Genomic DNA, 13,752 nt, shown 5'->3' with positions numbered 1-13,752 from the left:
ATTTACCACCTCGGAACTGTAATGTTTATTTGAAGTCCTTTTTTAGCTTCGGATACTATATGTATTTCTCCACCAATTGATTGAAGCCTTCCTTTTATACCGGAAAGCCCCATATGCTGCTTAGGAGAGTAGGGAGTGTCTATATTAAAACCTTTGCCGTTGTCTCGGTAGTCTAGGAAAATACAGTTATTCTCTTCCCATAAAAAAATCGATACGATGGTTGCCTCGGAATGTTTATCTGCGTTTGTTAGTAGTTCTTGAATGATACGATATAAAGATAAAATTTTGTCAAAATCGTAATGATGTTCTTGAATTGATTCATGATCAAATTGAATTTGAAACTGCACACGCAATTGTGTTTGGGCTAGCAATTCTCTTAATGCACCAATTAAACCAGCATCTGATAAAAGTGATGGACGCAATTCATTACATGTGTCGCGAATTTGTTGTATTACATCGTGCATACCGAAATGGATTTTTTTTAGTTCATTTTTTAATTCTAGTGGAACGGATTTGTTTTTTAATAAAGAGTCTAGTTTGCGGTACCATACAATTTGATCTTGTAATGCAGAGTCGTGTAAATCTGAAGCAAGTCGGCGCCTTTCTTGTTCAGAAATTTGAAAGAGTAGGCGTGATAAGCTTGCAGAATTTGTTTTGGATTCTAAACTCTCCTGCTCTAGAGAATGAATAATTTCATTAATGGTATACAAGTTTTCGTAAATAAGACGGACGTATGTCGTGACAGTGATGAACCATGATTTTTCATGCGTATTATATTTAATATTATTCACTTTTGTTCCAATCCAGATGTAGTGTTTTATATGTTTAGTAGAGTATAAGTAAATACCGATGCATCCATCATCCTCTAATAAATCATTAATTAGTAATGCTGCCATACTCCATTTTTTCTTTTTAGAAAGTGTGAAATCTTTCGTTTGTCCATATCCGTTGCATTGTGTATATGTGTTTTCTTTCATATCATATTGAACAAATTGAATAAAAGAAGGTTTCAACATTGAAACGATTTCATTAGTGAATTTTTTCTCTAACTCTTCTGTTTTCATAATAGATGATAGCTGTGCGGTAAACTGTTCAATGTTTACGTATAAGTTTGTTTTAGTCCGAAAGAGGTGATTACGAAATGTAAAATCTAATCTTTCTTTTAATATGAGAAATAGAATATTTAACGGAAAAATAATAATAAAACTTTGCAGTAGTCGAGAGAGAAAATTGTCTTTGTAATAAATGCTCCAGCTCGTAATGATTGCAATTAATAGAGTTGGGATTAATGACAGAAATGCGTAATACCGTAAACGATCAAATACAAAATCTATATCAAAAATCTGCTTCGTCGCTACTAAATAAAAATAACCGATTGGAAGAGCGATTAGGAACATAGCTCCAATATCTGCTGAGAGAATCGGTGTACTGAATATTGCATCTGGAAGGGCATAGAGTGTAACGAACGGAAAGAAGGCAATGGAATGAATCGTAAGCATTAATTTTAAAAATGGTTTATGTACTGTATTGTGATATTTGATATAGGCACGGATTAAAAAATATATGCAAAAGATAATATTTATTGAAAGGTAAATTAGTTCTAATCCATCGGTATTAACTACGGGAAATGGAATGAACATCGTTAAAATAGAGAGTGATAGTAAAATAATGCCAATTGCAATATCGATTTTTAGAAATCTCATAGAAATGACGTATAGTTGCTTTTTATTGAATAACTCATTCAATAATAAAATGAGAGACATAGGTGTACCTTGAAATACAATACTTAAAATAATGAGGGCGATAAAATCACCTTTACCAGATTCAACTGCGATTAGAAGACTTGAGGAAGTCATGAATAGAAACGTAATCAAAAAGAATGTTTCCCGGCTCAAAGGCTTCTTTGTATAAAGAAAAATAGATAACCCTAAACAAATAAAAGCGAGTAGGAAGGGAAAGTATATAGAAATAATTTTGTCACGAGAATCAATAAAATGTTGTGTTCCTTTATAAGTTTGGATGATATCGCCTTTTTTAACTTGTATTTCAGATGCATTTAGTGATTGGTTTTGATATCCAGGAAGTATTCCTAAATGAGGCTTTTCTTTATTTATCGAATAGATTATATCTCCTTCTTTTAAGTCCGTATGAAAAGCCCAACCGGAGGATTTAATTTTTGCTATTGTGTATGTAGCTGAGTCTGTTTTAGAAATAAGAACGCCGCTATATGGTTGGTTTATTTTATATAAGATATAGCCTTGTAAACAAAAATACAGGATAGTTACACATGAAATGAAAACGAAGTTACGTTGTATCTGCAACGGTTTGGACACCTCTCTTTGTAGGTACATTATTTAATTTCTGAATATTTTTATAATAACATTTAAGAAGTTTTCATACAATCAACTTCATCTGTTGAAATTGCGGTGAACCACATAAGAGTGGTTCGCCTTTTTTACGGTAAATACAGTACGGATTGCGGGCAATAGCATCAGAAAGAAGTCTATGATAAAGATACAACTTAACAAGTCAATGAAGGAGGAAATAGTTATGAAAAAGTTTTTGTTGATGGTAGGCGGGATTGTATTAGGAATGGCGGTTATTTATTTCGTAAAAAGCTAAAAGGAGCTGTTAAGGATGGCATTTGAAATTCAAGGATTAAATAAAACATTTGGTGAATATAAAGCCGTTAATGATTTAAATATACGTGTAGAAGAAGGTGGAATTTTAGGGATGCTGGGCCGAAATGGTGCTGGTAAGACGACAACGATTCGTATGATCTTAGATTTAATCAAACCGGATAGCGGCCAAATTCTATGGAATAATCGCCCTTTTTCAAAGAAAGACCTATCTATTGGCTATTTACCAGAAGAGCGTGGATTATACCCGAAAATGAATGTAGTGGAGCAATTGGTGTATTTCGGCAAGTTAGAAGGAATGCCAGCTAATCTTGCAAAAAGGCATGCGTTACAGTGGCTAGAAAAATTAGAAATGACACCACATTTAAAGAAGAAAACAGAGGAATTGTCAAAGGGAAATCAACAAAAAATTCAATTGATTTCAGCGATATTGCATAATCCGGAATTCATCATACTAGATGAACCATTTAGTGGATTGGATCCTGTAAATGCAGAGATGTTAAAAAATGTTGTACTCGAGTTAATCGCGCAAAGAAAAACGATTATCTTCTGTAGTCATCAAATGGACAGTGTAGAAACGTTCTGTGAGGAAATTTGTATTATGAAAAATGGTCAACTTGTATTATCGGGTGCCTTGTCAGATATTAAGAAAAGTTATCAATACAAATATATGACGTTGCAAACGGAAGGGGATATTGAACCTATTCTCAAAAAGAAAAATTTCAATTTTGAAAAAGTTAATCGTACGTTCATGATTAAAGTTAATGATGGAGAGGATGCATTTTCGCTGCTTGAAGACATTAAAACTAAACAATATATCCGAGATGTTTCTATTAAAGAACCTTCTTTACATCAAATCTTTGTTGAAAAGGCGGGTGCATAAGTAATGAGGAATTTCTGGATTGTTTTAGGGCAAACGTATTGGGATCGTGTGAGGACGAAAATATTTATTGGGATGACATTGTTATTAATAGGGGGAGGGATATTCTTATTCTCCTTTCCAACTTTAGTACAAAAGTTTTCTGGAGAGAAAGAAAAAGCAAAAGTTGTATTTATTTCCGAAGCACCTAATGTTACTTTGGATCAATCTAATCTTAGTAAAGCTCTTCCAGAATGGGATTGGTCTTTAGGTGATAAAACAAAATTAAATCAATATAAGCAAGATTTGTTAGATAAGAAAGTCGAAGCGCTCTTTATATTAAAAGAGGGTGCGGGTGCTGAACCAGTATTAGATTACTTTATGAAGGTGGATAATCCTAAGTTGATTCAAAGTGCGCAGGTCTTTGTGCAAAATCAGTATTTTCAAAGTGCGGTAGTTAAACAACAGTTATCAGAAGAGGCTGTGAAATCACTGACGATGAACGTGCAAGCGAAAAAGCAAAACTTAAATAACGAAGAAACAAGCTCATTCTTACTGGTGTATTTATTAGTAGCGATTATGTACTTAGCAATTACTTCGTATGGAAATGCGATTGCTACAGCGGTAGCGTCAGAGAAGGCGTCGCGTGTTATGGAAGTGATGGTAACGAAGGTGTCGCCTGTTCACATGGTCTTTGGGAAGATATTAGGAGTCGGTCTTGCTAGTTTGACACAGTTATTTATTTTCTTCCTTAGTATGGCGCTATATATTAAATCTGGAATTTTTAAGGTATCGGATTCGTTTTTTGGAGTGAATATTGATGTAAATATGATTACAGGTGAGCATGCTGCATATTTCTTGTTATATTTTGTTCTCGGTTACTTCGTTTATGCGGCACTTTTCGCAGTGTTTGGTTCTATGGTAAGCAGGCCAGAAGAATTATCCGGAACAACGATGCCGATTACTCTTATATTGATGGGAAGCTTAGTGGTGGAGTTATTAGTAGTACTTGATAACCCTGAAGGGCTAGTATCAAGGGTGACATCATATGTTCCGTTTACAGCTCCAATTAGTATGGTAGTTAGGGTTATTAATGGGTCTGTGAGTGGTATGGAAATTGCAATGTCTATATTGGTTTTGTTAAGTAGTATTAGCCTGATTTCTTTATTTGCTGCGAAAGTATATCCAAAGGGTATTTTGCGAAGTGGTAAGAGCTTGAAGTTATTTCAGCTTTTGAAAAATAGTTGATTAGTGGAAGAGAAGATGGGATCTTCTCTTTTTTGTTGCTCATTTTAACATCTTGTATTAATATTTACTATTAGTACTTAGTGTTAAATTTGAATATTATTATTTTCTTTCAATATTATTCAAATTTAGGTTGTAAGTTGTAAATCTCATTAATACATATAAATTAATAATATTTTGGAATGGGTGTCTGTGATAGCATTCTCCTTTTACCAAACTTATTGTACAATAGAAACAAGGGGGAGATTAGTTTGAAGGCAAGTCTTTTACAAGAACAAAGCTTACGTTTGGCAATGACACAAGAGTTAAGGCAAGCGATTACAATGCTCCAGTATAATGTACAAGAATTATCGGAGTTTTTGTATGAGCAATCGTTAGAGAATCCCCTTATTGAGTTAGGTGGTTTTGAGAGGGAGAAGAAAAAGAGCTCTAACAACAGTAAAAGTACCAGCAAACAAGTCGAGAATCAGATGGAGATCTACAGTGTGGATTCTACAACGATTCAGCAACATTTATTAAATCAAATACAGTATTATAAAATAGATGAAGAAGAGCGAAAAGTAGCTTCTTTCATTATTATGAACATGGATGGAAATGGATATTTACAAGAAACGAATGAAGAGTTAGCAGAGCTCCTTTCTGCGCAAATTCATGTAGTCGACCGCTCTGTAGAGCTTGTCCAATCACTGGAACCAGCAGGGGTAGGGGCGCGTAATATTCAGGAATGTTTAACCTTGCAATTGAAGCGCTTACAAAGACGGAATGGATTAGCAGAAGAGGTTGTAGAAGATCATTTCGCTTATTTTGTGAAGAAAGATTGGCGAAAGCTCGTTCAAGTGTTGAAATGTAGTAATGAGGAATTACAGAGTGCGGTAAATTGTATAACGTCATTACAACCAAAACCAGGTCTTGCGTTTTCTTCAGATAAACCACTTTATATTGTGCCTGATATGGCGGTGAAAAAAGATGGCGATCGCCTCGTTTTACAAATGAATGAGAGAAATATGCCGAGAATTGAAATTCATTCTGAATATAGTGCGCTTCTTAATAATAGTGAAAGTGAAGTAGCATCTTACGTATCAGAAAAGTATCAGCATGTGCAGTGGATTATGCGCAGTTTGAAGCAGAGAAAACAGACGCTGCTTCAAGTGATGAATATTATTATGGAAAAACAACGTGATTTCTTCTGGAAAGGTCCAGAGTATTTAAGACCTCTCGCTTTAAAAGAGGTAGCGGAAGAGTTAAGTGTGCATGAATCAACAATTAGTCGTGCGACGCGAAATAAATATGTGCAAACACCACACGGTTTATTTGAGATGAAATGGTTCTTTAGCAATGCCGTTTCGACGACTGAAGATGAAGCAGTTTCTACAAAACGTGTAAAACAATTTATTCAAACGCTAATTGGGGCAGAGGATAAGAAAAAGCCACTTTCAGATCAAAAGATTTCAAAATTATTAGAAGAAGAGCATGAAATTGTTATTTCTCGAAGAACAGTGGCGAAGTATAGAGAACAAATGCATATCCCAGCTTCGTCATTACGAAAAACGATCGGATAGGTGAAGAAGATGAAAGTTGTACTGTATACTAAAAAAGATTGTGGTCTTTGCGTGAAGGCGAAACAAGTTTTACAGGAAGTACAATGTGAATATTCTTTTCAAATCGAGGAAATAGATATATATGAAGATAATGACCTTTTAGAAAAATATCACTTAATGATTCCGGTTGTAGAAATGGACGGAAAACAAGTAGAATATGGTAACATTCACAAAGGTGTCATAATAAACTATATAAAGAATGCAGTTAAGAGTTGAATAAGTTTCTATCTCCTGTTACAATAATACACGTAGCAGGGATTATTTTTTTAACCTATGTGGGACACAAAATGTCACTACGGGACGTAAAGTGACCACAAGGGAAAATGAACCGATGTAGTGAGGAGAAAAGATATGCGCTCATGGATTCAGAATACAAAAAAATTATTACCTGATCTGCTACCTGTTATGCAAACGAGAATGCAAATTCTTCAATACATTAGGCTCATGCAGCCGATTGGAAGAAGAAACTTATCAGCAAGCCTCGGCATGACAGAACGAGTATTGCGAAGTGAAGTTCAAGTTTTGAAAGAACAAAACTTAGTTCACGTCGCTTCTTCTGGAATGACTTTGACAGAAGAAGGAACAGCTTTAGTTCTTGCTTTGGAAGACTTTATGAAAGAAATTTCCGGGTTAAAGGTTTTAGAAAAGCAACTTAAGGAAACATTAGACTTGGATGAAGTTTTCGTTGTCCCTGGTGATAGTGATGAATCACCTTGGGTCAAACTGGAGATGGGCCGTGCTTGTGTGACTTGTATAAAAGACCGTCTGACAGCGAATAATATCGTTGCTGTGGCTGGAGGAACTACGCTAGCTGCTGCTGCGGACATGATGCAACTTGATTGCAAAGATTTACATATGCTATTTGTCCCAGCACGTGGTGGAATTGGAGAAGGTGTTGAATTAGAAGCCAATACCATTTGTGCCAAGATGGCGCAAAATACGATGAGTAATTATCGCTTATTGTATGTTCCAGACCATGTTAGTAGCGAAGCATATGCGTCTATTGTGACAGAGCCTTCCGTGAAAGAAGTTCTTGAGTTGATTCGATCTTCCAATATCGTCATTCATGGAATAGGTGATGCGTTAACAATGGCACGTCGCAGAAGTACTTCAGAAGCAGATTGGTTAAAGATTCAAGCAAGCGAAGCAGTTGGCGAAGCTTTCGGTTACTACTTTAATGAAGAAGGAAATGTTGTTCATAAAGTAAGAACAGTTGGTATGCAACTTGAGGATTTACAAAATGTATCTCACGTTGTTGCAGTCGCTGGAGGTTCTTCAAAGGCAAAAGCAATACAGGCTGTAATAAAGCAAGGGCACACTTCAATTCTAATTACAGATGAAGGTGCAGCAAAACAATTAACAAAGGGTTTTACCCTTTAATATAATCCCCCAAGGAGGAAATTCAAATGACTAAAATTGGTATTAATGGATTTGGACGTATCGGACGTAACGTATTCCGCGCAGCTCTTAACAACTCTGAGGTAGAAGTAGTAGCAATCAACGACTTAACAGATGCTAAAACATTAGCTCACCTTTTAAAATATGACACAGTTCACGGAACTTTAAATGCAGAAGTATCTGCTAACGAAAACAGCATCGTTGTTAACGGTAAAGAAATTAAAGTTATCGCTGAGCGTGACCCAGCTCAATTACCATGGAGCGACTACGGAGTAGAAGTAGTAGTAGAATCTACTGGCCGTTTCACTAAAAAATCAGACGCTGAAAAACACTTAGGTGGATCAGTTAAGAAAGTTATCATCTCAGCTCCAGCTTCTGACGAAGATATCACTGTAGTTATGGGTGTTAACCATGAACAATACGATGCAGCTAACCACAACGTAGTATCTAACGCTTCTTGTACTACAAACTGTCTAGCTCCATTCGCTAAAGTATTAAACGAAAAATTCGGCGTAAAACGCGGAATGATGACAACAATTCACTCTTACACTAACGACCAACAAATCTTAGACTTACCACACAAAGATTTACGTCGTGCTCGTGCAGCAGCTGAAAACATGATCCCAACATCTACTGGTGCAGCTAAAGCTGTAGCATTAGTATTACCAGAACTTAAAGGTAAATTAAACGGTGGCGCTGTACGTGTTCCAACTGCTAACGTTTCTCTTGTTGACTTAGTTGTTGAACTTGACAAAGAAGTAACAGTTGAAGATGTAAACGCAGCATTCAAAGCAGCAGCTGAAGGCGAATTAAAAGGTATCCTTGGATACAGCGAAGAGCCATTAGTATCTATCGACTATAACGGATGTACAGCTTCTTCTACAATCGATGCATTATCTACAATGGTAATGGAAGGTAACATGGTTAAAGTACTTTCTTGGTACGATAACGAAACTGGTTACTCTAACCGCGTAGTAGACTTAGCAGCTTACATGACTTCAAAAGGTCTTTAATTCTTAATTATATAAGTTATCAATGACAAAACGAGGGAGAGGGTTTGTTCCCTCTCTCTCTTCTTTCGTTTTAAAAGCAAATGTGTTAAGCTTTTGAATGGGTTTTGTCAATCCTAACTAGTAGTCGGAGGGAAATCCAATGAACAAAAAATCAATTCGTGACGTAGATTTAAAAGGTAAGCGTGTATTTTGCCGCGTTGATTTCAACGTACCTATGAAAGAAGGCAAAATTACAGATGAAACTCGTATCCGTGCAGCTCTTCCTACAATTCAATATTTAGTAGAGCAAGGTGCGAAAGTTATTTTAGCAAGCCACTTAGGCCGTCCAAAAGGTCAAGCAGTAGAAGAATTACGTCTTACTCCAGTAGCAGCACGTTTAGGCGAGCTTCTTGGTAAAGATGTTAAAAAAGCGGACGAAGCATTCGGACCAGTTGCACAAGAAATGGTTGCAGCAATGAACGAAGGCGACGTATTAGTTCTTGAAAACGTACGTTTCTATGCGGGCGAAGAAAAGAACGATGCAGAACTTGCGAAAGAATTTGCAGCACTTGCTGACATCTTCGTAAACGATGCATTCGGTGCAGCTCACCGTGCTCATGCTTCTACAGCAGGTATCGCAGACTACCTACCAGCAGTATCTGGTCTATTAATGGAAAAAGAGTTAGATGTACTTGGTAAAGCACTTTCTAACCCAGAACGTCCATTTACAGCTATCATCGGTGGTGCGAAAGTAAAAGATAAAATTGGTGTAATTCGTCATCTATTAGACAAAGTAGATAACTTAATCATCGGTGGCGGACTTGCTTACACATTCGTTAAAGCTTTAGGTCATGAAATTGGTCTATCTCTATGTGAAGACGACAAGATTGAACTAGCGAAAGAATTTATGCAACTTGCAAAAGAAAAAGGCGTAAACTTCTACATGCCAGTTGATGTTGTAATCACTGAGGAATTCTCTGAAACTGCAACAACTAAAATCGTTGGTATCGACTCTATCCCTTCTAACTGGGAAGGCGTGGACATCGGTCCTAAAACACGTGAAATTTATGCAGATGTAATTAAAAATTCTAAGCTTGTTGTATGGAATGGACCAATGGGTGTATTCGAAATGACTCCATTCGCAGAAGGTACAAAAGCAGTAGGACAAGCATTAGCAGATGCAGAAGATACATACTCTGTTATCGGCGGTGGTGACTCTGCAGCAGCTGTTGAAAAATTCGGTATGGCTGATAAAATGAGCCACATTTCTACTGGCGGCGGTGCGTCATTAGAATTCATGGAAGGTAAAGAGCTTCCAGGTGTAGTTTGTCTTAACGACAAATAAGTAGCAGCCAAAGAAAAAGGACGGTGCAAAGCATGCGTAAACCAATTATCGCAGGTAACTGGAAAATGAATAAAACTCTATCTGAAGCAGTTAGCTTCGTAGAGGAAGTTAAAGGTCAAATCCCAGCAGCTTCAGCTGTTGATGCAGTAGTTTGCTCTCCAGCTCTATTCTTAGAGCGCCTTGTAGCAGCAACTGAAGGAACTGACTTACAAGTAGGTGCACAAAACATGCACTTCGAAAAAAATGGTGCATTCACTGGCGAAATTAGCCCAGTAGCACTTAGCGACTTAAAAGTTGGCTATGTAGTACTTGGCCACTCTGAGCGTCGTGAAATGTTTGCTGAAACAGACGAATCAGTAAACAAAAAGACTATCGCAGCATTTGAACATGGTTTAACACCAATCGTATGTTGTGGTGAGACTTTAGAAGAGCGCGAAAGCGGAAAAACATTTGATCTAGTAGCAGGTCAAGTGACAAAAGCACTTGCAGGTTTAACAGAAGAGCAAGTTAAAGCAACTGTTATCGCTTATGAGCCAATCTGGGCTATCGGTACAGGTAAATCTTCTTCTTCTGCAGATGCAAACGAAGTATGTGCGCACATCCGTAAAGTTGTTGCAGAAGCTGTTTCTCCAGAAGCTGCAGAAGCTGTTCGTATCCAATACGGCGGTAGCGTAAAACCAGAAAACATTAAAGAGTATATGGCACAATCTGACATCGACGGCGCTTTAGTTGGCGGTGCTAGCTTAGAGCCTGCTTCGTTCTTAGGTCTTCTGGGGGCGGTAAAATGAGAAAGCCAACAGCTTTAATCATTCTTGACGGTTTCGGACTTCGTGAAGAAACTTACGGGAATGCTGTAGCACAAGCTAAGAAACCTAATTTTGATGGTTACTGGAACAAATTCCCTCATACAACGCTTACAGCTTGTGGTGAGGCGGTAGGTCTTCCAGAAGGTCAAATGGGTAACTCTGAGGTTGGTCACTTAAATATCGGTGCTGGCCGCGTAGTATATCAAAGCTTAACACGCGTTAACGTTGCAATTCGTGAAGGTGAGTTCGATAAGAACGAAACTTTCCAAAATGCAATTAAAAGCGTAAAAGAAAAAGGTACTGCACTTCATTTATTCGGTTTACTTTCTGACGGTGGTGTGCACAGTCACATGAACCATATGTTTGCTCTTCTTCGCTTAGCAGCAAAAGAAGGCGTGGAGAAAGTTTATATCCATGCATTCTTAGACGGCCGCGATGTTGGACCACAAACAGCAAAAGGTTATATCGATGCAACGAATGAAGTAATTAAAGAAACAGGAGTAGGACAATTCGCGACTATCTCTGGTCGTTATTACTCTATGGACCGTGACAAGCGTTGGGATCGCGTAGAAAAATGTTACAGTGCTATGGTGAATGGTGAAGGCCCTACTTATAAATCAGCAGAAGAGTGTGTAGAAGACTCTTATGCGAACGGTATCTATGATGAATTCGTATTGCCGTCTGTAATTGTTAACGAAGATAACACGCCAGTTGCAACAATCAATGATGATGATGCAGTTATCTTCTATAACTTCCGTCCAGACCGTGCAATTCAAATTGCTCGTGTATTTACAAACGAAGACTTCCGTGAGTTCGATCGTGGTGAAAAAGTACCTCACATTCCAGAATTCGTATGTATGACACACTTCAGTGAAACTGTAGATGGTTACGTGGCATTCAAGCCAATGAACCTTGATAACACTTTAGGTGAAGTTGTTGCGCAAGCGGGATTAAAGCAACTTCGCATCGCGGAAACTGAAAAGTATCCGCACGTTACATTCTTCTTTAGCGGTGGTCGTGAGGCTGAATTCCCAGGAGAAGAGCGTATCTTAATTAACTCACCAAAGGTTGCAACGTATGACTTGAAACCTGAAATGAGCATTTACGAAGTAACGGACGCTTTAGTAAATGAAATCGAAAATGATAAACATGATGTTATCATTCTTAACTTTGCGAACTGTGATATGGTTGGCCATTCTGGGATGATGGAACCAACAATTAAAGCAGTAGAAGCAACTGACGAATGTTTAGGAAAAGTTGTAGAAGCAATTCTTGCAAAAGATGGTGTAGCACTTATTACTGCTGACCATGGTAATGCTGATCAGGAGTTAACTGCTGATGGCGGTCCTATGACAGCTCATACAACTAACCCGGTTCCTTTCATCGTTACAAAAAATGATGTAGAGCTTCGTGAAGGTGGTATTTTAGGAGATATCGCTCCAACAATGCTTACACTTTTAAATGTGGAACAACCGAAAGAAATGACAGGTAAAACAATTATTAAATAATTTGCTTATATAAAAAGGAGAGAATTTATTATGTCAACAATTATTGATGTTTATGCTCGCGAAGTCCTTGACTCTCGTGGTAACCCAACTGTAGAAGTAGAAGTTTACACAGAAAGCGGCGCTTTCGGACGCGCTATCGTACCAAGTGGTGCATCTACTGGTGAGCACGAAGCAGTAGAATTACGTGACGGTGACAAATCTCGTTACCTTGGTAAAGGTGTTGTTAACGCAGTAAACAACGTTAACGAAATTATCGCTCCAGAAATTGCTGGTTTCGATGTAACTGACCAAGCTGGTATCGACCGTGCTATGATCGAATTAGATGGCACTCCAAACAAAGGTAAACTAGGCGCTAACGCTATCCTTGGTGTATCTATGGCAGTAGCTCACGCAGCAGCTGACTTCGTAGGTCTTCCATTATACCGTTACCTTGGTGGATTCAATGCAAAACAATTACCAACTCCAATGATGAACATCATCAACGGTGGTTCTCACGCTGATAACAACGTTGACTTCCAAGAGTTCATGATCTTACCAGTTGGTGCTCCAACATTCAAAGAATCAATCCGTATGGGTGCTGAAGTATTCCATGCACTTAAAGCTGTATTACATGACAAAGGTCTTAACACTGCAGTAGGTGACGAAGGTGGATTCGCTCCAAACCTTGGTTCTAACCGTGAAGCTCTAGAAGTAATCATCGAAGCTATCGAAAAAGCTGGTTACAAAGCTGGCGAGAACGTATTCTTAGGAATGGACGTTGCTTCTTCTGAGTTCTACAACAAAGAAACTGGTAAATATGACCTTGCAGGCGAAGGCCGTACTGGCTTAACTTCTGCAGAAATGGTTGATTTCTACGAAGAGCTTTGCAAAGACTTCCCAATCATCTCTATCGAAGATGGTTTAGACGAAAACGACTGGGATGGTCACAAATTATTAACTGAGCGTATCGGTGATAAAGTACAATTAGTTGGTGACGATTTATTCGTAACTAACACTCAAAAACTTGCTGAAGGTATCGAAAAAGGTATCTCTAACTCAATCTTAATTAAAGTTAACCAAATCGGTACTTTAACTGAGACTTTCGAAGCTATCGAAATGGCTAAACGTGCTGGTTACACAGCAGTTGTATCTCACCGTTCTGGTGAAACTGAAGATGCTACAATCGCTGACATCGCAGTTGCAACTAACGCTGGCCAAATCAAAACTGGTTCTATGAGCCGTACTGACCGTATTGCTAAGTACAACCAATTATTACGCATCGAAGACGAACTAGGCGAAATCGCTGTTTACGATGGTATCAAATCTTTCTATAACATCAAACGATAATTGTAGAAAATAAACGACAGACCGTGAGAAATCACG

The 13,752-nt window shown here is 37.8% G+C and carries 11 protein-coding genes; 10 read left to right on the top strand and 1 reads right to left on the bottom strand.

From position 1 onward, the window contains the following. Positions 1–2: 2 nt before the first annotated feature. On the bottom strand, positions 3–2,321 hold the full coding sequence (locus N2V79_RS25185; RefSeq protein ID WP_340720288.1) for a sensor histidine kinase: 2,319 nt from the start codon (positions 2,319–2,321) through the stop codon (positions 3–5). Positions 2,322–2,637: 316 nt separating this feature from the next. Between N2V79_RS25185 and N2V79_RS25180 the strand changes: the two genes are divergently transcribed. The 10 genes from N2V79_RS25180 to eno all read left to right on the top strand — a co-directional run bounded on the left by N2V79_RS25180 (position 2,638) and on the right by eno (position 13,716). After that, positions 2,638–3,522, top strand: coding sequence for an ABC transporter ATP-binding protein (locus tag N2V79_RS25180; protein ID WP_000863493.1), 885 nt, complete (start codon positions 2,638–2,640; stop codon positions 3,520–3,522). Positions 3,523–3,525: 3 nt separating this feature from the next. After that, positions 3,526–4,746 carry an ABC transporter permease gene (locus N2V79_RS25175; RefSeq protein ID WP_265938532.1) on the top strand — a complete coding sequence of 407 codons (1,221 nt, stop codon included), beginning with the start codon at positions 3,526–3,528 and terminating at the stop codon, positions 4,744–4,746. A 248-nt stretch (positions 4,747–4,994) separates the two neighbouring features. Then, a complete protein-coding gene (gene rpoN / locus N2V79_RS25170) occupies positions 4,995–6,302 on the top strand; it encodes an RNA polymerase factor sigma-54 (protein ID WP_340720287.1) in 1,308 nt (435 codons plus the stop codon). Positions 6,303–6,311: 9 nt separating this feature from the next. Then, entirely contained in the window at positions 6,312–6,557 is a 246-nt protein-coding gene (locus N2V79_RS25165; RefSeq protein ID WP_000869730.1) for a glutaredoxin family protein, read from the top strand. Between the two features lie 135 nt (positions 6,558–6,692). After that, positions 6,693–7,721 carry a gapA transcriptional regulator CggR gene (gene cggR / locus N2V79_RS25160; protein WP_001258185.1) on the top strand — a complete coding sequence of 343 codons (1,029 nt, stop codon included), beginning with the start codon at positions 6,693–6,695 and terminating at the stop codon, positions 7,719–7,721. 26 nt (positions 7,722–7,747) lie between these two features. After that, the gene (gene gap, locus N2V79_RS25155) at positions 7,748–8,752 is read left to right on the top strand and encodes a type I glyceraldehyde-3-phosphate dehydrogenase (RefSeq protein ID WP_000161234.1); all 1,005 of its coding nucleotides are present in this window, start codon (positions 7,748–7,750) and stop codon (positions 8,750–8,752) included. A 139-nt stretch (positions 8,753–8,891) separates the two neighbouring features. Next, positions 8,892–10,076 carry a phosphoglycerate kinase gene (locus N2V79_RS25150; RefSeq protein ID WP_001036331.1) on the top strand — a complete coding sequence of 395 codons (1,185 nt, stop codon included), beginning with the start codon at positions 8,892–8,894 and terminating at the stop codon, positions 10,074–10,076. A 32-nt stretch (positions 10,077–10,108) separates the two neighbouring features. Then, complete coding sequence (gene tpiA, locus N2V79_RS25145) at positions 10,109–10,864, top strand: triose-phosphate isomerase (protein WP_001231038.1); 756 nt, start codon at positions 10,109–10,111, stop codon at positions 10,862–10,864. Beyond that, positions 10,861–12,390 (top strand): 2,3-bisphosphoglycerate-independent phosphoglycerate mutase, encoded by a 1,530-nt coding sequence (gpmI, locus tag N2V79_RS25140; RefSeq protein WP_001231158.1) that lies wholly within the window; start codon positions 10,861–10,863, stop codon positions 12,388–12,390. The genes tpiA and gpmI overlap by 4 nt, the downstream gene beginning before the upstream one ends. Positions 12,391–12,420: 30 nt before the next feature. Next, on the top strand, positions 12,421–13,716 hold the full coding sequence (gene eno, locus N2V79_RS25135) for a phosphopyruvate hydratase (RefSeq protein ID WP_000103951.1): 1,296 nt from the start codon (positions 12,421–12,423) through the stop codon (positions 13,714–13,716). The last annotated feature ends 36 nt before the right edge of the window (positions 13,717–13,752 follow it).

Source organism: Bacillus sp. CH_70, assembly GCF_038007045.1.
Lineage (GTDB): Bacteria > Bacillota > Bacilli > Bacillales > Bacillaceae_G > Bacillus_A > Bacillus_A cereus.
The sequence above is the reverse complement of the archived record's forward strand: the minus strand, read 5'-3'. Positions and strand labels throughout refer to the sequence as shown.

Bases quoted from the DNA above. Each gene is read 5' to 3' on its own strand.
- N2V79_RS25175 (WP_265938532.1), top strand. From the start codon at position 3,526: ATGAGGAATTTCTGGATTGTTTTAGGGCAAACGTATTGGGATCGTGTG.
- N2V79_RS25165 (WP_000869730.1), top strand. From the start codon at position 6,312: ATGAAAGTTGTACTGTATACTAAAAAAGATTGTGGTCTTTGCGTGAAG.
- gap (WP_000161234.1), top strand. From the start codon at position 7,748: ATGACTAAAATTGGTATTAATGGATTTGGACGTATCGGACGTAACGTA.
- eno (WP_000103951.1), top strand. From the start codon at position 12,421: ATGTCAACAATTATTGATGTTTATGCTCGCGAAGTCCTTGACTCTCGT.
- gpmI (WP_001231158.1), top strand. From the start codon at position 10,861: ATGAGAAAGCCAACAGCTTTAATCATTCTTGACGGTTTCGGACTTCGT.
- tpiA (WP_001231038.1), top strand. From the start codon at position 10,109: ATGCGTAAACCAATTATCGCAGGTAACTGGAAAATGAATAAAACTCTA.
- N2V79_RS25150 (WP_001036331.1), top strand. From the start codon at position 8,892: ATGAACAAAAAATCAATTCGTGACGTAGATTTAAAAGGTAAGCGTGTA.
- N2V79_RS25180 (WP_000863493.1), top strand. From the start codon at position 2,638: ATGGCATTTGAAATTCAAGGATTAAATAAAACATTTGGTGAATATAAA.
- cggR (WP_001258185.1), top strand. From the start codon at position 6,693: ATGCGCTCATGGATTCAGAATACAAAAAAATTATTACCTGATCTGCTA.